13 protein-coding genes are annotated in these 24,252 nt (G+C 48.3%); all 13 read left to right on the top strand.

The genetic code is table 11. From position 1 onward, the window contains the following. Positions 1-138 precede the first annotated feature (138 nt). The 13 genes from LCF57_RS15195 (at position 139) to LCF57_RS15135 (ending at position 24,080) form a co-directional block, all read left to right on the top strand. The gene (locus tag LCF57_RS15195; protein ID WP_226001446.1) at positions 139-996 is read left to right on the top strand and encodes a MetQ/NlpA family ABC transporter substrate-binding protein; all 858 of its coding nucleotides are present in this window, start codon (positions 139-141) and stop codon (positions 994-996) included. A gap of 347 nt (positions 997-1,343) precedes the next feature. Continuing rightward, positions 1,344-1,763 (top strand): hypothetical protein, encoded by a 420-nt coding sequence (locus LCF57_RS15190; protein WP_226001445.1) that lies wholly within the window; start codon positions 1,344-1,346, stop codon positions 1,761-1,763. A gap of 15 nt (positions 1,764-1,778) precedes the next feature. After that, positions 1,779-6,743, top strand: coding sequence for a DUF4132 domain-containing protein (locus LCF57_RS15185; RefSeq protein ID WP_226001444.1), 4,965 nt, complete (start codon positions 1,779-1,781; stop codon positions 6,741-6,743). Positions 6,744-6,912: 169 nt separating this feature from the next. Further along, complete coding sequence (locus LCF57_RS15180) at positions 6,913-7,407, top strand: GNAT family N-acetyltransferase (RefSeq protein ID WP_226001443.1); 495 nt, start codon at positions 6,913-6,915, stop codon at positions 7,405-7,407. Between the two features lie 198 nt (positions 7,408-7,605). Then, the gene (locus LCF57_RS15175) at positions 7,606-8,589 is read left to right on the top strand and encodes a Gfo/Idh/MocA family protein (RefSeq protein WP_226001442.1); all 984 of its coding nucleotides are present in this window, start codon (positions 7,606-7,608) and stop codon (positions 8,587-8,589) included. 490 nt (positions 8,590-9,079) lie between these two features. Then, positions 9,080-11,809 carry a glycoside hydrolase family 3 C-terminal domain-containing protein gene (locus tag LCF57_RS15170; RefSeq protein WP_226001441.1) on the top strand — a complete coding sequence of 910 codons (2,730 nt, stop codon included), beginning with the start codon at positions 9,080-9,082 and terminating at the stop codon, positions 11,807-11,809. A 201-nt stretch (positions 11,810-12,010) separates the two neighbouring features. Then, positions 12,011-13,546 carry a glycoside hydrolase family 30 protein gene (locus tag LCF57_RS15165; protein WP_226001440.1) on the top strand — a complete coding sequence of 512 codons (1,536 nt, stop codon included), beginning with the start codon at positions 12,011-12,013 and terminating at the stop codon, positions 13,544-13,546. Between the two features lie 192 nt (positions 13,547-13,738). Further along, positions 13,739-16,654, top strand: a complete 2,916-nt coding sequence (locus LCF57_RS15160) for an S-layer homology domain-containing protein (protein WP_226001439.1) — start codon at positions 13,739-13,741, stop codon at positions 16,652-16,654. A 104-nt stretch (positions 16,655-16,758) separates the two neighbouring features. Then, positions 16,759-19,227 carry an S-layer homology domain-containing protein gene (locus LCF57_RS15155; RefSeq protein ID WP_226001438.1) on the top strand — a complete coding sequence of 823 codons (2,469 nt, stop codon included), beginning with the start codon at positions 16,759-16,761 and terminating at the stop codon, positions 19,225-19,227. Then, positions 19,221-20,798, top strand: coding sequence for an Ig-like domain-containing protein (locus LCF57_RS15150; RefSeq protein WP_226001437.1), 1,578 nt, complete (start codon positions 19,221-19,223; stop codon positions 20,796-20,798). Before LCF57_RS15155 ends, LCF57_RS15150 begins: the two co-directional genes overlap by 7 nt. A 254-nt stretch (positions 20,799-21,052) precedes the next feature. Continuing rightward, positions 21,053-21,382, top strand: a complete 330-nt coding sequence (locus LCF57_RS15145; protein WP_226001436.1) for an iron-sulfur cluster biosynthesis family protein — start codon at positions 21,053-21,055, stop codon at positions 21,380-21,382. 122 nt (positions 21,383-21,504) lie between these two features. Continuing rightward, positions 21,505-22,062, top strand: coding sequence for an SLOG family protein (locus LCF57_RS15140; RefSeq protein WP_226001588.1), 558 nt, complete (start codon positions 21,505-21,507; stop codon positions 22,060-22,062). Between the two features lie 152 nt (positions 22,063-22,214). After that, a complete protein-coding gene (locus LCF57_RS15135) occupies positions 22,215-24,080 on the top strand; it encodes a rhamnogalacturonan lyase (RefSeq protein ID WP_413232199.1) in 1,866 nt (621 codons plus the stop codon). Positions 24,081-24,252 lie beyond the last annotated feature (172 nt).

Genomic DNA, 24,252 nt, shown 5'->3' with positions numbered 1-24,252 from the left:
TGTAATGGTTTCTTAAAATGAAAAAAATCCGGGGGTAACAGCGATCAGAAGAACAATCTGCACGCGAAGCGGCTGCGGCTCCTCTGTAACTCACTTCTTATCTTCCCAATCACAATTTACTTGGAGGTTCCACATCGAATGAGTCGCAAAAACAACATGAAAACGAATCTGAAATTACTTACACTATTAGCTGTCGTTATGCTATTGGTTGCTGGATGCGGTGGTCAAAAGCAGGCAGCGCAAGAAACACAATCTAAAGAAGCGACTTCCCAAAAAGAAGTGACCTTGAAAGTAGCGACACTGATCCCACCGATGACCGATGTGCTGGATATCGTAAAACCGCTGCTTAAACAGGACGGAGTCAATCTGGAAATCGTCGTGCTGTCGGACAATATCCAGCCGAACAACGCTTTGGCAAGTCACGAAGTGGATGCGAACTTCTTCCAGCACGCCCCTTTTATGCAACAATATAATGAAAGCAACAAGGCCGATCTGGTAGCGGTAAAACCGATTTACAACGCCATCTATGGCGCGTACTCCAAAAAATACAAGAACATTAAAGACCTGCCTGAAGGTGCGACCATTGCTATTGCCAATGATCCGGCTAATACCGGGCGCTCTTTAGTCATGATGGAGCAAAACGGCCTGATCAAGCTTAAAGAAGGTGTAGGCTATAATGCTACACAGGCTGATATTATTGAGAACAAGAAAAAGTTTGTGTTTAAAGAAGTGGATCTGTTGATGCTGGCGCGGTCACTGGATGATGTGGACATGGCTGCCATGTATCCTGCCTATGCCAAGCCGCTGGGTCTGACGCCGAAGAAGGACGCGCTGATTACGGAAAAGGATGATGCCCACTTTGCCATTAATCTGGTAGCGCGCAAGGATAATGCGAATTCCGACGCGATTCAAAAGCTGGCGAAACGTATGACCGGACCGGAGGTTCGCAAATTTTTTGAGGATCATTACAAGGACAGCGTCGTTCCAGCATTTTAAAAAACAAGTGCTTTGAAAAAACGCTTTATAGTGAAAATGTGACCTGTATAAGGTAATGAAGTCTGTGTGAGCAGATGAAATTCCTTGTGCAGGTCTTTTTCTTTTCTACCCTTTATATGGATATTTTTTGGCGAAAACAGGGTATAAAGTCTTAGTTTTTAAGCTTTCAGCGTACGACACTGCTATAAATTTTGGTCATTAAGGGCGATGGAGGAATGCTTGTGAGCATATTAAAATAAATATACGAACAAACATTCGTTTTTGGTTTTGTTAACATTTTTTTGTAGCGGTCAAAAAATTCAGCTGACAACGGATCAAAAGTGGAAGTAAGAAGGAAGGGGAACGTTATGAAGCTGGTTGTAACTGTAAAAAGTTTGGGGAGACGCAAGCCAGCACTCGCACGGCAAGAAATGGAGCTGAGTCCTGTGCCGCAAAACTTACGAGAGCTGATTGCGGCAACGGTTGCCCTGAATGTCCGAAGACTGCGGGAAAAGCAGGATAGCGTCGCACTGATTCCTTTCCTCACAGGGGAGGAAATTCAAATGCAAGGAGAGACAGGCAAGGTCGGATTCGGTTCCATTTATAATGATGCAATACCTGATATTCAGAATGCTGTAGACACAGCGATGCAGGCTTTTGAAGATGGTTTATACAGAGTTTTTGTACGTGACGAGGAAGCTACTGAACCAGATGCTCCTTTGTTGCTGGAGGATGGAGACGAGATTGTATTTATACGTTTTACAATGCTGGCCGGAGGCCTATGGTAGAGGGGGAAATGAAATATGCATCAGGAGAAAAATGAGCAGGAATATTTCACCATACTGAAGGAGCGCGCGGCGCAACTGGATGGACAACAACAGGAGTTGGCGCAGTATGTTATAGAACTGGGACAGCTTCCTTACATACACGAGGACGAGGAGCCTTTTAACGAATGCCAGCGAATATTGAAAGCACAGGCTGCAGAAAGCGGAGAACCGCTATTCAAGCCACTGGCAGAGGTGTTGCGTCAGCTGATTGGACGAACAGCAGGCAATGTGTTTGCACATATAACGGAGCACGTGACGGAATATCCGTACAGTACAGGGTATGAGCGTAAACCGTTTCGCACCTCGGATATTACGGCTCATACTTCGCGGATTTATAAAAGAATGGTGCAGTTGATCCGAATGGACTGGATCGGTTTCTCCATTATGGATTATTTAACGAAAAAGGATTATGAACAAGGCAGGGATTACCGGATTCAGGAGGCGATTAGTGATTGGATAGCCTATGAGCTGGATAGCGGTAATTCACAGGTGCTTGTGGCGTTAAAAGGTATTATTTATGGCGATAATCAGGCGGCATTCCTTACGCGCGGCATGATTAAAGGACTGCTCTTGAGCCATCAGGAGGAGCATTATCACATGATTGGCGAGCTGCTGACAGCAGCCAAGCTTCAAGAAGGATTGCGCCAAAGCATTGTGGAGCAAATGGATGAAGGAACTCCGGGGGCTCTTGTATATCTGTTGAAGTTGATTATAGACCAAGACTTCATTCGTTACAGCTCAGTGGTGCGGGCGCTCGCGGTATGGACAGGTATGGGACTGGAATCTGCCAATCAGCGGGTGGTTCGCCAACTGATCGAGCAGGCTTATGAAGCATTGACCCATAGTGAGCGGCGCCAAGAGTGGTTGACCAGTCCAAATGCCAATGAAGTCTACATGAGTCTGTGGGCTACGGCAGTGCATGAGGAACGTGACTTGTATGGGCAAGTGCGGCAACTCATGGAGCAGGGAGCCCCTTATCAGAAAATCGTAGCACTTTATGTGCTGTCTAATAGTGAGAACAAGGATGTACGTCTCGGAGTTGCCAGAGAATATTTGGACCAGACGGACCCGGAGCTTCAATATTGGATACTGAAGAACTATACAAGTCATTATTTTTATGAATGGGTAGAAGGCGGGACAGTCGCGGATCGGATCGTTAAAGTAGCGCATACTCCTTTGCTGGATAGCAAAGAGGAGCGGCACAAGGATTTTGAGCGACTGCATGCCCTGTTTGTACATATGAAAAAGGGGGAGTCCACCGATCACTCCAAGGTACTGGATTTTGTAAACGTTTATCATCGCTCGGATGCTCCAATTCAAAAAATGCTGTATCTCGCTGGGTATGATATGGATGCAGACTGGATTGGGGAAATCATAGCCTTGAAGGATCAGATTAGCTCTAACCTGCGCGGCGAGCTGCTGAATCATTTTGTAGAAAAACCTGATGATAAGGTGCAACGTGATTTTATTTTTTCCTGCTTGTCCGACAAAAGCATGAGCATTCGTGAGTTCGCTGTTGCCAAGGCGCGTAAGCTGATCCTGTCGGAAGCAGAAATGCAGCAGATGGAGGCTTTATTAAAGCTTAAGACGGGCTCTCTACGGCAAAGTGTCATTGGTGTGCTGCTCTCACAGCCGCAGGAACCTTTGGCTGGCTCGCTCGAACGGCTGCTCAAAGCCAAGGCGGAGCTGCAACGATTGGGTGGACTGGAAATATTGACGAAAATATATGCAGACCCTGAGCGTGCAGAACAATATGAACGCCTGCGGGCTTTGGCGGATATCATCCAGCAACCGACAGCCAAAGAGGAGCAGCTGCTATCCAAGCTGGGGCAGGAGGAGGCTTATACAGGAGCAAATGGCTTTGGTCTGTACGATCCGAATGCCGGGGAGGCTTGGCTGGAGGAGAAAGCTGATTTGGGCGATTTCCGATTGGCCGATATTTTTGTTTGTTCATTGGAGAAGCTCAAGCAATTCTTGAGTGGACTGGATGAGCTTGTCCATCGTCATCGTGATGTAGAATATACTGCGGAATACTATTCGGGCTACAAAGAGACGCTGCTCATTGGGACAAACCTTCGTCCTCTACGGTTGGTTCAGGTCGATGAAGAAGTAGATTCCAGGCTGTCTTTATATCCTCTTTATGAGGAATGGAACCGTTATTTGCAGGAGAGCGGCATTGGAGCGCGTGAACTACTGGAGCTTGTGTTTTATGACCGATTGGAGCCAATGGATCAAACACTGGATCGCTACTACCGTTATTTCTCCAATATGGACTATTTAGAACGAAGCAAGCACAAGCTGCTGGAAGGGTGGCGTAAAGACTTCGCCGAGCAAATGTATCCTTTGGACCGGATTAACGAGGTTCAGAAGTGGATGGCGGAGCTGACCTATTCCAGTCAAGTAAGCACACTGATCAATGCTTATTTCCCGGATACATCCGGTGAGGAAACATTTGACGTAATTGACCTTGCCTTAAATGCATTGATGCAGGCCATGCCCAAGGACAGACCTGCTGAGGACATGGGCATGCTTCATCTATTAGCCAGCCCGTGGGTGGCACTGGAGAAGGGGCGGATTCATGATGGTAAGTCCTTTAAGCGATTTTTCCATACCTTTGTGAACTATTCAAAACTGCCAGGATCAGAAAATCGTTATTATTCGCCGCTGGATCTGGAGGATTATTTCAAGGCATATGGAGACGGATTGATTGGTGTAGGGGAAGTATATCGGGAACTGCTGGCTGGCAGTAATAGCCGCAGTCATATGGGTTCCTTAACAAACGCACGTAATACTTGGATTACCAGCTCGCCAGAATTTATAGAAATACGGCGTACGGCTATTGATCGGCTGCTGGAGGTTGAATTGGCTCGAGGTGATTTGCCTACCGAGGCTACGCCAAAGGTTATGGGTCTGAAGCGGATTGAAGGCATGGAATATTTCATCCGTATTCTGGAAGGTCTTGATAAGGAGACGTTCGTACGAGGTTATGTGTACGGCTACGGTGATCGTATTACCAAAAAGGAATCGTTCAGCCACTTGCTGAAGGTGTGTTATCCGAGTGAAGGCGAAGATGCCATGCTGCTCAAGGAAAAGCTGAAAAACGCTAAAATTACGGATAAACGTCTGCTGGAGGCAGCGATGTATGCTCCGCAGTGGATTGAGATTGTAGCGAATTATCTAGGATGGGAAGGGCTTCGCAGTGCGGCATGGTACTTCCATGCACATATTAATGAAGGCTTTTCGGCTGAAAAGGAGACGATTGTAGCTCATTATTCGCCGATTGCTCCGCAGGATTTTAATGACGGCGCCTTCGATATTCACTGGTTCCATGAAGCCTATGAGACGTTGGGCGAAGAGCGATTTGACCTGCTGTACGATTGTGCAAAGTATATTTCGGCTGGAGCCAATCATCGCCGATCGCAGTTGTTTGCAGATGCGACGCTGGGCAAGCTGAAGCTGGATGAAATAAAACAATCCGTGGAAGACAAACGGAATAAGGATCATTTGCTCACCTACAGTCTGATTCCACTTGCAGGGCCTTCTGAACCGGATGTACGGGACCGCTATGACTTTATTCAGCGGTTTCTGGAGCAAAGCAAAAAATTTGGAGCACAGCGTAAGGCTAGTGAAGCTGTGGTCTCGCGGATTGCGCTCGGAAATTTGGCCCGCAATGCAGGTTATGATGACGTAACCCGGCTCGTATGGGATATGGAAGCACGTAAGCTGGAGGATCTCCGGTCTTATTTTGAGCCATATGCCTTGGAAGAGGGCACAACGATACAACTTGTCATTGATGAAGAAGGGGCAGCAGACATTGAGGTTGTCAGCAAAGGGAAGACGCTGAAGTCTATTCCGGCACGTTTTAAGAAGGATGAGTATGTTGCTGCCTTAAAGGAACTTAAAGGGGATTTGGTAGATCAGTACCGAAGAGCCCGCAAAGAGCTGGAACGCTCTATGGAATCCGGTACGGCTTTCTTGGTGAAGGAGCTGAAGGGATTATTGGGTAATCCTGTGCTTGCTCCATTGGTACGTACGTTGGTATTCAAGGCCGGGGATCATCTTGGATATTTCAACGAGGATACGTTGGTGTTGACTGCTCCTTCTGCTGAACAGCATACTGTGGGAGAAGAGGAGAAGCTGATTATCGCCCATCCGCTTCATTTGTACGAAAGCGGCCGTTGGGGCGACTTCCAGAAGGACTTATTTGACCGTCAGATTCGTCAGCCGTTTAAGCAGGTGTTCCGTGAGCTGTACTTGCCGAATGAGGACGAACGTGCAAGCGCAACGGTTTCCCGCCGATATGCAGGACATCAGGTACAGCCGAATAAAACGGTATCCCTGCTGAAGGGTCGCCAGTGGACGGTCAGCTATGAGGACGGACTCCAAAAGGTGTATTATGCCGAAAATCTGATCGCTAACCTGTACGCCATGGCGGATTGGTTCTCACCAGCGGACACCGAGGCACCTACGCTGGAAACGGTGCAGTTCTTTGATCGGACAACGTATAAAAGTGTTCCGTTAGATGAAGTTCCTCCTGTCCTGTTCTCCGAAGTCATGCGGGACGTGGATCTGGTTGTTAGTGTTGCTCATGTGGGCGGCGTTGATCCGGAAGCCAGTCTTACAACCATTGAAATGCGCAGCGTTATTGTACAGGAATCATTGCGTTTGCTGAAAATCAGCAATGTACGGTTGGATGGAAATTATGCACGTATAGATGGCACGCTTGGGGAATATGCGGTGCATTTGGGAAGCGGTGGTGTCTACAAGCAAGCGAAGGGAGCGCTGCATATCATTCCGGTGCATTCACAGCACCGTGGTCGCATCTTCCTGCCGTTTCTGGATGAGGACCCAAGAACAGCCGAAATTTTATCCAAAATTGTGCTGCTGGCTGAGGATCAGAAGATCAAGGACCCGCAAATTCTTACGCAGCTTCAAGCGTAGGACGTACTAACTCAACTTTCGCACCTGGATAATCCTTGATACTGGATCAACTCTATGAAGGAGACTGAGCTTTCCCAGCTACATCAAGTGGGTGTTCACAAGTCTAGCTGCGAAGTTGAGTTATGTAATATTAAGGCACAACAATGAACGATAATAGGAGAATGCAGTGATGGTCAATAGCATCTTTATAAAAGAGTATTCAAGCGAGTATCAATCACAGGTTGTCGATTTAATCTTGCATATTCAACAAAATGAATATGATATCGCCATAACCAAGGAAGATCAGCCAGATCTGCTTGAAATTGAAAGCTTTTATCAGAGAGGTAACGGCAACTTCTGGGTAGCTCTAAGTGAAGGAACCGTAGTGGGGACTGTAGCTTTGTTAGATATTGGGGACCATAAGACAGCACTCAGAAAGATGTTTGTCAAAAAGAGCTATAGAGGTCAAGCGTTTAATGTGTCGCATCAATTATTGCATCATGCCATAGATTGGGCCAGGGAAAGGGCTATTGAAGAAATCTACCTTGGAACAACGCCACAATTCGTAGCAGCTCATCGTTTTTATGAGAAGAATGGCTTTGTTAGTATAGCTCTTGATGAATTGCCGGTTGGCTTTCCCATTATGAAAGTGGATAAAAAGTTTTATAAATATATCATTCAATAATTGGCCTAAACTAAGATAATTCTGAAGGACATTCCGGCTCAAAATCTGACTTAGTGGTTCGCCGCGCCGTTCTGCTGCTGCGAGCCACAACATAAACCGTCGTCGAGCAGGAATTCCTTTTGTTTAGGACAGGTGTTTGCTAGAATGAAAAAGATCGTGTAAGTCAACGTTAACTACAAAGCTGGGAGGGATACAAGTATGAGCCAAAAGATTAAATGGGGAATTGTCGGCACGGGATGGATCTCAGATCAGTTTGTTGCGGATTTGGCACATGTTACGAATGGAGAAGGGTATGCTGTTGGATCACGCACTATTGAAAGCGCTACCGAATTTGCAGCCAAGCATCAAATGGCACGGGCTTACGGAAGCTATGAGGAATTAGTGCAGGATTCCGAGATTGACGCTATTTACGTAGGCACTCCTCATCCTTTTCATACAGAAAATGTTCTGACAGCCCTTCGGGCGGGCAAAGCCGTCTTGTGTGAGAAGCCCTTCACCGTGAATAGCAAAGAGCTGGAGGAGCTGATCAGCTTCGCGCGTGAGCGTAAGCTATTTTTGATGGAAGCCATGTGGACACGCTTTTTGCCTCCGATTCGCCAAGTGCGAGAGTGGATAGATGCGGGACGCATTGGCGAGGTAAAGCTGGTTAAGGCGGAATTTGGTTTCCGTGTAGAATGGAACCCGGAGGGGCGGCTTTTAAACCCTGCGCTGGGCGGAGGTGCTTTATTAGATACGGGAATTTATCCGGTTTCTTTTGCTTCGATGATCTTCGGTCCTGAACCTGAGCATGTATGGAGTACCGCCCATATCGGGGAGACGGGCGTTGATGAGACATTTTCTATTCTGCTGGATTACGGCAAAGGACGCACGGCTATGCTTAACGGAGCAGTTCGTCTCGGACTGACGAATGAAGCCTATATTCATGGAACAAAGGGCTATATTCACATTCCGTCCTTCCTGAACAGCACATCGGCAACTTTAGTTGTGGATGGTGAAGAGGCGCACCACTTTCAGGATGACCGTGCTTCTACAGGATACGCCTTTGAAGCAGAAGAAGTGGGGCGCTGCCTGAACGAAGGATTGCTCGAAAGCTCTATTATTTCTTTGGATGAATCACTAGGGATTATGAAGCTGATGGATCAGATTCGCGCACAGTGGGGACTTCGGTATCCGTTTGAATAATCACATCAATTCCAGGGACCTTTCCGGTTCTCTGGAATTTTTTTGTTTTTATCGTTGTATTCTCATACATCATATATTCCAATTTTGAAATAGCGACTTTGGTCGCACGCGATGAACCGGCATGGAAAGATCTCATCATGTGGGACATATGAATCATTTTTTATGATTGAAAATAGTTAATAAAACGTCATTTAAAAGTTACAAAAGTGTAATTTTATCATTAGTTAAACGAATTGTTAGCGTTCTCTTTTTGTGAAAACGAATGAGGGTCCTAGTGCTTCATTTCCAGAAACTTTCAATGAAATTTTCTAAAATGTACGGTAGGGTGGTGTACGTGTCACTTGAGCCATTTCGGTTTTTGCTGACTTGCTTGCTTATCCCGTGGCTCTTGATTCTTGTCGGAGCTCGCAGGATCGAGAGCCTTTGCAAGCCTGTGAAAGTGAATAGGCGCATTCACTTCATGACCAAACATCAAGGAGGACTTACAAACGTGAAAGTGAAATCAACATGGCTGTTCCGTATGGTGATGATGACAGTTATTGCGGCTGTTGTGATCGGACCAATGAATATTGCAGGAGCGGCAGGCAGCCGGACAGATCGGCCCTGGATGAACACATCCCTCTCGGCAGAGAAACGGACGGCGCTACTGTTACAGGAAATGACATTGGAAGAGAAAATAGATTTGGTGACTGGCAAGGTCAACAATTATTATGGATTTTACAATGATCCGATTGAGCGTCTGGGCATCCCGGCGTTAACGATGGCAGACGGTCCTGCGGGTGTGCGTATCGCCAATCCGGATGTACAGGACAAGCAATCGACCGCGCTGCCTGCTCCCATTGCGTTGGCTGCAACGTGGGATACCCAAGCTGCCAAACAGTACGGTGATCTGATCGGAGACGAGGCTTATCATACAACTCACAATGTTGCCCTTGGACCAGGGATGGATATTGCCCGTATTCCATGGGGATCGCGAAACTTTGAATCTATGGGTGAGGACCCGTTGCTGCAATCACAAATGGCGACCGCTTATGTCAAAGGCATACAAAGCCACCCTGTTTTGGCGACTGCGAAGCATTACCTTATGAATAATCAGGAAACGGAGCGCTTCACGACGAACGTAAAAGTCAGTGACCGTGCGTTGCATGAAATTTACATACGCCCGTTTCAGGAGGCCATCGCCAAAGCTGATTTGGGAGGGGCTATGTGCTCCTTTAACAAGGTTAACGGCGAGTCTGCTTGTGAGAACAAAACGCTTTTGACGGACCTCTTGAAAAAGGAGATGCAATTCAAAGGCTTCGTGATGAGTGATTACGGTGCGAACCTGAGCACAGTCGAATCGGCAAATAGCGGCTTGGATCTGGAAACACCGGGGACACCTTTTGGTAAATGGGGAGATCAGCTGCTGGCTGCTGTCAAAAATGGCAAGGTAAGTGAAAAAACGATTGATGATAAGGCTGAGCGCATTCTGGTACAAATGTTCAGCAAAGGGTTGTTTGATCACCCGGTTCAAAATAAGCAGATTGATGCTCGTGAACACGGCAAGACAGCCCGCCAATTGGCAGAGGAAAGTATGGTGCTGCTTCAGAATAAAAACAATGCATTACCGTTGTCTAAAGATAAACTCAAGTCCATTGCTGTGATTGGTCCTGATGCAGATAACGGCACTGTAGCAGGCGGAGGCAGCTCGTTGGTGAATCCGACATATACCGTGAGTCCGTTGGAGGGCATCCGTAATCGTGTCGGCAAAGGAGTTACCGTCCAATACGCGCCGGGTACAGACCCGATTTCTGCGGGAGACATTATGCCAGGACCATCGGCTGTTCCGTCTTCATTGTTAACTACATCCGATGAGAAAGAGAATATCAGTGTTGGATATGCCACTTATGGAGATGGTGAACAGGGGCTGCGAGGCGAATACTGGAAGAATAACAAGATGGAAGGCAATCCGATTCTTGTACGTAATGATGGCCAAGTCAACATGAATCTTGGATTTTATAATTATCAGGGCTTTAATGCGAAGTCCCCTAAAATTCCGAATACGCCAACGACACTGAACGGCTTGATATCTGCGCGCTGGACAGGTGCAATTGCAGCTCCCAAGGACGGTGACTATGCGTTGTCCTTAACCAGTCTGGGATCAAGCAAGCTGTATCTCGACGACAAGCTATTCGTGGATAATCAAGGTACCAAGCTGGAAACGACGAAGAAAAATATCTCGCTCAAAGCGGGTGAAAAGCACAAGATACGTATTGAATATCGTGCCGATTATCCGACAAACGGCCGTGATTCAGGCGGTATGGTTCGTCTGGGCTGGGAGCCTCCGGCAGATACTTCGGACAAGCTGATTGACAATGCTGTCAAGCTGGCGAAAAAGTCGGATGTCGCGATCGTTGTCACACGTACGTATGAGAGCGAGGGCTATGTGGAGCGCTCCGATATGGAGCTGCCGAATAATCAGGATCGTCTGATCCGTGCGGTTGCTGCCGCAAACCCGAAAACCATTGTCGTACAAATGAGTGGCAGAGCCGTCCAAATGGATACCTGGCAGGACAAAGTCCCTGCCATTGTACAAGCATGGTTTGCAGGACAAGAGCAAGGGAATGCCATAGCACGTGTCTTGTTTGGGGATGTAAATCCTTCCGGCAAGCTGCCGGTAACCTTCCCGGTTAACGAGCAGTCTACACCGGTATCCTCACCGGAGAAGTTTCCGGGTGTGAACGGAATAGGTGACTATTCAGACGGTATTTTTGTAGGCTACCGTGGGTATGAGAAATCGGGTATCCAACCGGCGTTCTCCTTTGGACACGGTTTATCCTACACGACATTCGGATATAGTGATCTGAAGGTAAAACAGCACGCGAGCGGAAATAAATCCAATCGTACGAGCACCTTCGAGGTTTCGCTAAAATTGAAAAACACCGGGAAAGCTGCCGGAGCAGAAGTTGTACAGGTGTACAGCGGCAAGCTTCCGACAAACGTAGAGACACCATCCCGTCAACTGGCAGGTTGGTCTAAGGTTGAACTGAAGCCGGGTCAGGAGAAGAAGGTTCGCATTGAGCTGGACCCGAAGGCTTTCTCTTACTGGGATGAAAAGTCCAAAGCGTGGGTTATGCCATCCGGTGAAGTGCCGATTTATGTGGGCAGTTCCTCTCAGGATATACGATTGACAGGAAGTGTTGCGATTCCGGCAATTTCCAAAGGAAAGGCAGCGAAGTAATCCCGTTACATTTGTTTTAAAGTGGTTATATTCAAGAGAGCGCGGGCACAAGCACCGGCTCTCTTTTTTGCCATAGGTATGCAATGTCCAATAGGTATGCAACCTGTAACGTCCAATGGGTATGCAAAGGGACACCCGAGTGAAAGCTGAAATTGAAGAAAGGATGAGAACGAGCCGAGTACGGAGAGAGGAGGGTATTAGATGGAGAAACTCCAAAAGCAACGACGCTCTAACCTCTGGCTGCTCGTAGCTGCAGCTGCAATTTTGGTCTGTGCTGTTCTGGTCAGTGTGGCTATACAGAATGTTCCGAAGCAGGAAGCTGAGCATGATGTCAGCATGTGGCTAACAACACCGGACCCGGCGAACCGGCTAACGCAACAAGCCCCGATTCATTGGAAAAATGACAATAGTAAGGAAAGTAAGGAAAGTAAAGAAAAAGCAGTGAATTCGGATACACTGACGGTGGAGGTGAAGCCGGATATTCGTTACCAACAGATGGAAGGGTTTGGCGCAGCAGTGTCCGGCTCGTCTGCTTACCTGATGAACCATGGCATGTCTGCGAATCAGCGTGATCAATTGCTAAATGATTTGTTTAGCGCCAGCGGCATTCAACTGAGCTACATTCGCCATACCATTGGAGCATCGGATTATTCGGTGGATGAACAGGGGCAGCCTAGCAGCTATACCTATGACGATGTGACAACAGGCAAGGACTATGAGTTGAAGCACTTTTCCATTGTCAAGGATCGGGATGTGATCGATGTGCTGCAGCAAATCCTGAGAAGAAATCAGGATCTGCGGATTATGGGGACGCCATGGACTGCCCCGCCCTGGATGAAATACGGGGAGCAGGTATATAATGGCTGGTATTTGGATTATACCGATCCACGTGTCTACTCGGCGTATGCTGACTATTTTGTACGTTATATACAGGCTTACGCGAACGAAGGGATTCCGATTCAGGCAATCTCCATTCAAAATGAACCGGAATTTACTACGTCCAAGTATCCCAGCATGAGTATGGGAGCAGCAGAGCAGGCGAAATTTATCAAGCAATACCTGGGCCCTGCCTTAAGTCAAAATCATTTGTCCACCCAAATTATTGCCTTTGACCATAATTGGGATACAGGGAGCAATTATGCCAAGACTGTACTTGGCGATGAGCAGACCCGAAGTTATACGCACGGTACGGCTTTTCATTGCTACAAAGGGGAGCCCGCAGCGATGACAGATGTGCATCAGGCTTTTCCAGATAAGCCCGTTTACATGACAGAATGTAGCGGAGGAGCGTGGAGTTCAGGGTTTGGGGATAATTTGAGCTGGGATATGTCCAAGCTTATCATTGGTGCACCCCGAAACTGGGCACAAAACGTGCTTTTCTGGAATATTGCACTTGACCCGTCCGGTGGCCCAACCAATGGTGGCTGCACCAACTGTCGAGGTGTAGTGACCATCGACCCGTTAAGCGGAGCCGTTACGAAAAATGTGGAATACTATGCGATTGGTCATGCCAGTAAATTCGTCCGTCCGGGTGCGATACGTATTGATTCTACACATTATAGCGGAAGTATCGAAACGGTCGCTTACCGCAATCCCGATGGTACGCTTGTTCTGATTGCTGCCAATACAGGAGCGAACAAAAAGACCTTTAAGGTTCGGCAGGGAAGCAGAGTTTTCACATCTACACTTCCATCCAAGTCAGCGGCTACCTTCCAATGGAATCCTGCGGCTTCATGATATGGCTCCACAATAACGTTTATAGAAGATTTTAGAGCGTTTGGTCCAATGGACTGAGCGCTCTTTTTTTCATTTGCAGCAAGACCAAACTGCAAAAAATAAAATTTTAACATTGTTCAGAATCGGTTCAGCGGCGGGTGATAAGATCTTTTCACTAATAAAAAGAATGAACCGTTTACGGGGGAGAGTCTGATGAATCAACAAACAAATAAAGAATGGCACAAAGTGCTGATGGTGACGTTGCTGGCGAGTATGGTCTGGGGACCACAGCTTGCTCATGCGGACGTGGCAGGGGAAACGTCAACGGTAGTAACCCAAGCCAATACAGTAGCTTTTACAGATCAATCCAGCATGTCATCCCAGGCGCTGCAGGCGGTACAGGAGGCTGTGAAGCAAGGACTGATTACCGGCTATCCAGACGGTTCTTTCCGCCCGGATCAACCATTGACGCGCAAAGAAATGGCAGCTTTGCTGGCTAATGCGCTTAAGCTCGACATAACAGAGAAAACAGTAACGTTTAAGGATACGCAGGGTAGCTGGGCGGCTTCTTACATCGAGGCGGTACGTGCGGCAGGATTAATGAACGGGGATGAATCTGGCTCCTTCCGTCCGGATGCTCCGGTGAGTCGTGAGGAATTGGCAGCGATTCTGGTAAGAGCCGTTGGAGGAACTCAGGTTCAAGGCGGTGATGCTCAGGACATTTCCGATGCAGATCAGGTGAGCGCATGGGCCAAAAAGAATGTAGAAGCAGCTCTCAAGCTGGGGTTGATGGATATGTCCAATCATCGGTTTGATTCTAAAGTACAGGTAAAGCGTCAGGATATCGCAGCCTTTTTGGTGAATGTGTTCCAATCCGGTGAACGGACAGGAATCCTTTCTCGGATTGACGGAGATATTGCCTACATGGACGGAAAGCCATATTTGATCGGCAAGCAATTGAAGCAACTGTTCGGAGCGGACAATGTAGCGGCGCTTCAAGGGGCTACCCTGACCTATCAGGCGGCGAACCGGAACGTAGCTGATCTGTCGGCGCTCCAAATTGTGCAAAACGGCACAGCCGAACATCCGGTGACTTTGTATGGCAAAGGGACCGATTTTAAAGGCAAGTTGGCTATTGCAGCAGATTATGTGCATATTCAAGGCGATACGTTAACTCAGGTAACGTTGATGCAGGGTGCCAAAAATGTAGAGATTCATGCAGACGTAAACGAAATGATTGTAGATACGCATGAGCCTGTACAGATTCAGGGCAGTGGAGTATGGCAGCAGCTTAAATTGAATTTTGCCGATACACAGGTGCGTCTCACCAATGGTATTCAGACAGTACAGACCCGCCTCGCGGATCGGGGAACAGAGACACAAATTATACGTGATACCACATTGGATACCTCCTCGGATTCATCTTCAACAAGCACTAAAAAGAGTTCATCCGGCGGCGGTGGCGGTTCTACAACGAATCCAACACCAACACCTAATCATGTACCTGTCTCAGCCATAGTTCCTGCCGATCAGTCTGCCATTTTGGGCTCCGGAGATACATTGGTGGATTTGAAAAATGTGTTTTTTGATGCGGATCAGGACGAGCTGTCGTATCATGCGGTCACTACGGATGTATACGTAGCAGAAGCAGAAGTAGCTAGTAAACAGCTTACGCTAAAGCCCAAATCGGCGGGAAGCACGCAGGTGTGTGTTACGGCAGAGGATGGAAAAGGCGGCAAAGCGAGCGTGTTTTTCACATATACAGTAACCAGCTCTACTTACGAGGTGGACGTTAATCACAGTCCTGTCGCGAGCAGAAGCCTAAATGATGTTTCTTTGCTTTTAAATGAAGGCGGCCAGCAGCTCAGTCTGTCTGATTTGTTTAACGATGAGGATGACGATGCGTTGACCTACACGGTGGAATCAGCTTCGCCAGAAGTGGCTACAGGAGAAGTTACAGGCGATCAGCTTATGCTTACACCACTTCAAGCCGGCATTAGCCTAATGACGATAACAGCGCATGACGGCAAAGGCGGCACGGCATCACTTCAGTTTGTTACTATCGTGAATCCGCCTTTGCCTGATCCGCAGCCTGTGAATCACATACCTGTCGCTTTGCCTCATATACCTTTCATAATTGCCAATGTGCTGCAAGACAAGCTGATGCTCTATCCGGGCACGTTATTCATGGATGAGGATGGTGACACATTGACGTATACCATCACTTCCTCCAACCCCCAGGTAGGTAGTGTGGTGGAAAATGGAGAAGAATCATTTGTAGCGCTGCATAGTGCGGGGTTGACGACAATTGAAATTACGGCAAACGATGGTCGTGGAGGCGTATCTTCCACATCATATATGCTACAAGTCGATGCCCCTCAACCGATGAATCATCCTCCAGTGGTGACCGATGCACCTGCAACTCAGTTTATGGACCCGAGGGATGGTCAGCAAATATTGCAGCTGGATCATATGTTCTCGGATACGGATGGAGATATGCTGACCTATAACGTAGTATCTTCCGATCTATCAGTTGCAGCGGTGCAGGTAATCGGGGGGGTTCTCTTCGTTCAACCCTTAAATAATGGCATGGTGGTTCTTACGCTCACGGCAAATGACGGTCATGGAGGAACGGCTTCTTTTACGATTCCAGTGGTCGTGGAGAGAAAAGATTTGTTTATATCCGAAGTCGTGTGGCAGAGGGAACCGGATTATCTGGATCAGGCGATTGAGTTGTACAATCCTACAAACAGACCGATGGAGAAAAATAGAATTCGGATTGAGCGATCTGATCAACCTGATCCGATTATCATAAATGCCAATGACGGAGATGTGATCATGCCTGGACAAACGTTTGTTATTGCGAATGATTTGAGCTCGTACGTATCAGGGGATTGGTATTATACCTCCCTGCAGCTACAACATCATGCGGAGCCGGTTATGCTCAAACTGTACTACAACAACACACTCATCGATATCGCAGCTATTGATCAAGGTCAGGCACTTGGACGAAACAGCGGTACGATTATTGGCAATGCGGATCAATATCAAGCTGGCGAATGGATTGTCGAGGGAACGACCAACTCCCCTGTCAATTTAGGCGACTATCTGGGGCGTTTACACCTTTAAAATGGGTGTGCGCTAGAAACAATCATTAAACAATCATTACTTATATGTCATTGTATATAACATTGTAATTTTTTACATTTTATTGATCGGGAGAGAGTCGCACCATGAGAAATAAACAATTAACCGCCCAGCTTGCAGCTGCTTTACTGCTGCTGACCCCTGCTGTTCCAGTCGGGGCAGCGCAAGCGGCAGTGTCTTCGGCTGATGCAGCCTCTGTATCCACGGCGTCCATAGGCAAGAGTCCCAGCCCTTGGACGGATGTGCAGCAGCTTACAGCACAGCAATTGGAACAGCTGCAAAAGGCCCGTGAACTCGGGATCATGCAGGGCGATCCGGCTGGAACACTCAAGAAGCTCACCCGTCAGGAGCTAGCCGTGCTGCTGGTCAAAGCATTGCAGCTTCCGACCGGCAATTTGGACGGTGCTGCCTCCTTCACGGACGTACCCGCCGATAGTTGGAGCCGTCCGGCGATAGAGGCAGCCCGCAAGGCCGGGCTGCTGCAGGGCGACGCCGACGGACGCTTTCGTCCGAATGACCTGATCAGCGCCCAGGAACTGGTCGCGCTGCTGGTCAGGTCTGCCGGGACGAATACGCCTGCGGATACGTCCGCCAGCACAACCGCCACGTCGTCGGCACAGACGTTGCCGACGACGTGGAAGGAAGCCAGCCCGTGGGCGGCCCCGCTGATTCGGGCGGCGCTTAGTGACGGGCTGATGAGCGAATTTGGCGGAAGTCTTCACGCCAAAGACTCGGTAAGCCGCGTAGATGCGGCCAGCCTGCTCGTATCTGCCCTGTTTCCGCAAGAGCGTGCCTCGCAGCTCCAGGGAATCGACGGCAAGCAGATACGGATCAATGGCATCGCTTATGACGTGGCAGAGCCGCTCCGCGGCATCTTTCACGCGGATAATCAGACCGCGTTGCGTGGCGCAGGCATCCGTTTCCATGCCACAGGCCGGACGGTGGACAAGGTCACTTGGCTGGAGCTTCGCAGTAGCGGGACTCCGGCTGGTAACGGCGAAGCGGAGTTCAGTGGGAATGTTGTGCTGGATGGGCACGGCTCCACCCTGAACGGAGATTTGGTAGTCGCCGGGGATTTTACATCGGTGCAGCATCTGAAAGTGGAGCAGCAGCTAACGGTGGATGCCCGGGTGCAGCAGGATTTTTATGCACAGGATGTACAGGTGCAGGGACAGACTCATATTAACGGCGGAGATAACAATACAGTCGTATTTGATAGCTCGACTCTGACGCAAATGGATGTCACAAAGCCTGAGGTTCATGTCGTACTCACCGGCACCGCAAGCGCGACCGTTATGAACGTACAATCCAATGCGAGCATTGAAGTAGGCACGGCTGCTTCGTTGCCACAGCTGAATATTAATGAAGGGACGGACAGAGTCAGTCTTCAGGGAACAGTTTCAACCGTTCAAGTAACTGGCAGTCAGTCCGTTGAAATGACAGGCAACAGCACGATCCAGCAGTTGACTGTCAGTGGGACAGGAGCCTTGCAATTAAAAAATACGGGGAGTATTGAAAACCTGCAAGTCAGCAATCCGGCAGCTACGGTCAATGTGAGTGGAAATATACAGGTATCTGCACTCACACTCGGGATCGGAGTAGCTTCCAACGCGGTTACGGGTCTAGCTGTCGCAAGCGTAACAAGTACATCCTCCTCTTCTGGAGGCTCATCCAGCGCTGCTAACCGCTCACCGGAAGTCGTGAATGCTTCTGTAGAGCGTGTAATTACGGAAGGCACGGGTGAGCAATTATACGATTTGCGCCAATTCTTTACCGATCCGGATGGGGATGCTTTGACCTTTTCGGCCGCTTCTCTTCAATCCGGCGTGGTACGGGCATCTGTGTCGGGCAGTACATTAAAGCTTACGCCTGTCAGTGTCGGCAAAGCATCCATCAGTGTATCGGCTAATGATGGACGCGGAAAAAGGATATCGTCCACCTTCAAGATTACCGTGAATGGCTTGCCTGTATCTACAGGTATACCAGACCAGGCGCTCACTTTAAGCCAGCCCGATACTGTGCTCCATTTGAATGACTATATTCAGGACCCGGAAAATGCCGCCTTAACGTATCAGGTTGCTGTTGATCATCCTGCTGTAGCGTCGGCGGTGCTTGCGGGAGATGAATTGCGTCTCAGTCCGCTTCATGCGGGCAGTACAATCGTTCATGTCACTGCAAATGATGGACAGCAAGGGGAAGACGGCAGCACAGGGCAAAAGCAGATTGATTTCAATCTGACGGTTCAGGGCGCTCCTAACCATGCTCCGCACGGACAGACGCCTCAACCGTTAACCGTAACTTTGGGTCAGCCGAATTCAATGCTGGACCTCGGGGCGGTATTTACGGATGCAGATAGCGATCCGTTGGTGTTCACAGCGGCCAGCGCGGATACGTCCATCGTGCAGACTTCCATCACAGGCCACCAGCTTACCTTGCAATCGCTGCAAGCGGGTAGTACAAGCATTACCTTGACGGCAGACGACAGCAAGGGGGGAACAGCCACCGTTACCTTGATCGTCACGGTTTTGCCAATACCAATAGCAGCCCGGTGGTAACCCATGTACCCAATGCTGTACATCTGATTTTAGGCAAGGCTGACGGCACAGTGGATCTGTCCACCATTTTTGCAGACCCGGACCATGATTCACTCAGGTATGAAATCAGTTCTTCTTCCCCGTCCGTAGCTGATGCTATGCTTCAAAATGATCAGCTTGTCATTCATGGACTGGCTGCCGGCAGTACAATCATTACGATTACTGCTACAGACGGCAGAGGCGGAGAGATTAGCACAGACTTACAGGTTCATCTATTAGAAAATGCAGAGATTGCAGCTATCCCTGAGCAATTGCTTCAATTGGGAGAACCTGCACCAGAACTGGATCTGTCGCCGTTCCTATTGAATTGGGACCTGGCTTCTCTTTCTGTGACAGCGGACACGTATGACTCGGGTATTGCTACGGCCCATATGAACGGTCAGAAGCTGCAGCTAAACCCGGTCAGTGTAGGGACTACCAGTGTAACACTCAGTGTGTATGATCAGTACGGACGTGCAGAGGGAGCGGCTTTCCCGGTTACCGTCAGCATGCCCCAGCTTAATCATGCTCCTCAAGTCATCTCAACTATAAACGAGCAGGTGTTGAGCCCTGGAGTTACACAGCAAAGGGATTATGATCTGCAACAACTGTTCAGCGATGAGGATGGGGATGAACTTCAGTTTACAGTAAGCTCCAGTGATCCGACTTTGGTGAGTGCATCGCTTAATGGGAGCATCTTAACACTGACTCCGGGTACAGGCAGCGGTCTTGCTGCTATGACCATAACAGCCACGGATGGTCAGGGTGGCTCTGTCCAATACACGTTTAATGTACGCAACGCCGAACTGATTTCCGGTGGCATCACTCCGATAGGGGTCAAATACGGTTTGCCGTACAGAACGGTCGACCTGTCCAGTTACTTCCCGGGACAATCGGAATTTCTAGTGTATAGAGGAACCCCATCCTCAACATTCACTGGACCTGTAGATCACTTGGGTACCTCGATTTCCCTCTCCCCGGACCCTGTGCTGGTGTGGGTGGTAGGAACAGATGGGAGGGCTGCTGTATTTCAGGTTCAGCAGGACCCACAGCAAGCGCCTGCTGTATATTTCTCACAATTTGTAGATGGCGGGGATGGACGGATTGTGTTGCAATTGTATTATAACGGGGATGGAGATCCTTCTCACAGAGGAGAAAATTATTCACTGGAAGTTCATCAATGGATGAAGAATACAAATCGTATGAACATTACCACCATCCCGATTAATCCGGTTATTCCTTCCATGTCATATGTGATCATTAATAGTATCTTTTATGATTTCATGGATATTACGCCTGCTTGGTATTTTAATGATGAGGGCAATTTCTACAACCCGAACGAATTTAATACTGTTGCATACGTTTTGAAATATCAGGGACAAGTGGTGGATGTATTAGGAAATCCAAACTCGCATGAGCAGTTTACACCGCAAGGAGGAACGTTCGTCCGTAAGCCGAGAATATCCTACGGATCGGCTGCCTATAATCAGCCGGATGAGTGGAATGCATATCCAAAAGGAACCTATCAATTTGTCGGCAGGCATACGCCATAATCGGTAGGCTTGTCTGAAATGCCTCTCCCTTGAGGACAGGCATTCATATAAAGGTGTAACCCCATCAACATACGGAGGGGTTACACCTTTTTTATATACTAACAAAATGGAATAAAGAGGGTTCATGTATAGCAGTGAGTGCAGTCACATTGATACCTCGAAAAACATGGCTATAATGTACATATAGTTTAAATTTTTTCTTTTTGGAGCTGACAGTTCCAAATATCTCATTAATAAAGGAGAGCGAACGTCTCATGAGCATACATTTAGAGCTGGACCCCTTGTCAGTTGAAAGGCTGGACAGTGCCTTGTCAGGAAGACCGGGAATGTTTAAGCTGTTTTATGATACAGAAGGCTGCGGGTGCAACGGCGTTATTGTCATCCAGGTTATTACAACAGCGAATGCAACCGATAGAATAGTTCAATCCGAGCCTTATTCTTTTTGGGTAGACCGGCAGCAGGAGCAGCAGTTCGACAGCAGAATGAAGCTTGAGGCAGACCCTAATTATCCATCGTTCAAGCTCATTAGTGATGCAGGCATACTTAGTGGCAACATTAGAATTCAAGATGTGCGCACAAAATAGTGAATTCAAAAAGACAAATCTCTTCCAGCGCGAATGGAAATGAGGTTTGTCTTTTTTATGTAGTGATCTCCTTTGAAATGGTACAATAACTGTTATGATCATTCGAGAAGGACGTTGAGATGATGAAAAATCTGCTCGTTTCGGGCTACCGTGCCCATGAATTGAATATTTTCAGCCAAAAGCACGAAGGCATTCCATATATTAAAAAGGCGATTGCGGGCAGGCTCATTCCCCAGATTGAAGAAGGACTGGAATGGGTGATTACCCCCGGCCAATACGGGGTGGACCTGTGGGCCTGTGAGGTAGCTATTGCACTAAAGCAGCAATATCCCCACCTAAAATGCTCTATACTGGCGGCTTATCAAAATATGGAGGAAAAGTGGAAGGAGGAAAAAAAGGAGTACTTTCAGCAAATTTGTAACGCAGTCGACTACGTGGGTTTCGTCAGCCGTCAGCCTTATCAGGGGATATGGCAGCTCAAGGCACGGGATGAACTGCTTTTCCGCAAAACAGACGGTTTGTTGCTCGTTTACGACGAGGATGCGGGAGAGGGCAGTCCGCGTTTTATGAAGGAGCTGGCATTAAAAAAGCAACAGGCAGAAGGCTATCAATATATCAGCATCAGCTCGGAGGATATCAAAAGCATTGCAGATGAAGAACGATTATTCATGGACCTCTGATTTTTAAAGCATTAGCTCGGATTTTTGAACAAAAAGGGCGAATTCGTCCCTTTACTTTCATGTAAGCGCTATCATAAAATTTAGACAACAATAACTTATCAATCAAATAAAATAAATTTATTGAAAACAAACCAGAAAGGAGCCAATGATTCATGAACAAAAGGTTTCGGTATACTGCGTTGCTCTGTCTCGGCGTTATGTTGTGTGGAATGGTCACTCCGATGGATAGCCAGGTCTCTGCTGCCTCAACAAGGCAAATGGAAAAGCTGAGCCGGGGAGCTGTTGCGGTCAAGGTGCCGGAGGGCGTACTTGTGAGCTGGCGTTTGCTGGGCACGGAAGCAGATTCGGTCAGCTTTAATCTATACAGAGGGACAAGCAAGGTGAATGATACGCCGATTACGTCGAGAACCAATTTTTTGGACAAGGCAGGTACAACCTCATCCTCGTATACGGTTCGTGCCGTGGTGAATGGAACAGAACAGGCTGCTTCCCCTGTGGTAAAGGTATGGAGCAACAACAATCTGGACGTTCCCATCCAGCAGCCTGCGGGCGGTAAAACTCCGGATAATGTGAGCTACACGTACCAGGCCAATGATGCCAGCATAGGGGATCTGGATGGGGATGGCGAGTATGAGATTGTGTTAAAATGGGACCCTACCAATGCCAAGGACAATTCGCAATCCGGTTATACGGGAAATGTATTTTTAGATGGCTACGAGCTGGATGGAACACGCAAATGGCGAATCGATCTCGGACGGAACATTCGCGCTGGAGCACATTATACGCAATTTCTTGTCTATGATTTTGATGGTGACGGCAAAGCGGAAATTGTATGTAAAACAGCAGACGGCACGGTGGATGGCACAGGTGTAAAATTGGGCGACGCTTCGGCGGACCATCGCAACGCCAATGGATATATCTTGGAGGGCCCCGAGTTCTTGACTGTATTCTCGGGCAATACGGGAAAAGCTCTTAGCACGATTGATTATGTGCCGCCACGCGGATCGGTATCCAGCTGGGGAGATAACTACGGCAACCGTGTGGATCGTTTTCTCGCCGGGGTTGCTTATCTGGATGGGGGACGGCCCAGCATTGTGATGGCACGGGGCTATTACACCCGGACGGTGCTGGTCGCCTATGACTGGCGTAATGGAAGCTTGAGTCGCCGCTGGACCTTTGACAGCAACAGCTCCACTAATGCCGGGACAGCCGGACAAGGGAACCATAGCCTGAGCGTGGCGGATGTGGATGGGGATGATAAGGATGAGATCGTGTACGGCTCGCTGGTGGTGGACGATAACGGAGCGAAGCTGGCTAACACGGGAATGGGGCACGGCGATGCACTTCATGTCGGAGATTTGGACCCGGATCGTTCAGGCTATGAAGTGTTTAAGGTAAATGAGGACAAGAACGCCACCTATGGCGCAGCCATGTACGATCCGCGTAATGGCAACATTTTATGGGGCGTAAATACAGGCAAGGATACCGGCAGAGACATGTCCGCAGACATTGATCCGCGTACCAAAGGGAACGAGCAATGGGCGCCGGGGATCGGCTTGCGTTCAGCTAAAGGAGCGCTTATTACGAATACGCTACCGTCCTCCATTAACTTTGGAATTTGGTGGGATGGCGACCTGCTGCGTGAACTGTTGGATCATACCTCGTCAAGTGCTGGTAAAATCGACAAGTGGAACTATACCAACTCGACCACTTCCAATTTACTTACGGCGACCGGAACAAGCTCCAATAACGGAACGAAAGGTACGCCGTCCTTGCAGGCTGATCTGTTCGGTGACTGGCGCGAGGAAGTGATTTGGCGCAAAAGTGACAATTCGGCACTACGAATTTACACAACACCATACGAGTCAGAGCACCGATTCTATACACTTATGCATGATCCAGTGTATCAATTAAGTGTGGCCTGGCAGAACGTAGCCTATAATCAGCCGCCACACACCAGTTTTTATCTGGGAGAAGGAATGTCCAAGCCCCGGCAGCCGAATATATACACTCCTTGATTACAGGCCAAAATGAAATACGTATGGACAAAAACGAAAAAGGGCTCTGGGTTGATCGGAGCTCTTTTTATTATGCTTTGTTATACCCATAGAAAGAGAACGTATGATCTTGATCAAAAATGGGAACATTAGTTCTTATCAAAAGAATATACGCATGAAAAAGGAGGCGGGA

The organism is Paenibacillus sp. BJ-4 (assembly GCF_020404765.1).
Lineage (GTDB): Bacteria > Bacillota > Bacilli > Paenibacillales > Paenibacillaceae > Paenibacillus.
This window is presented reverse-complemented; position numbering and strand designations above follow the sequence as displayed.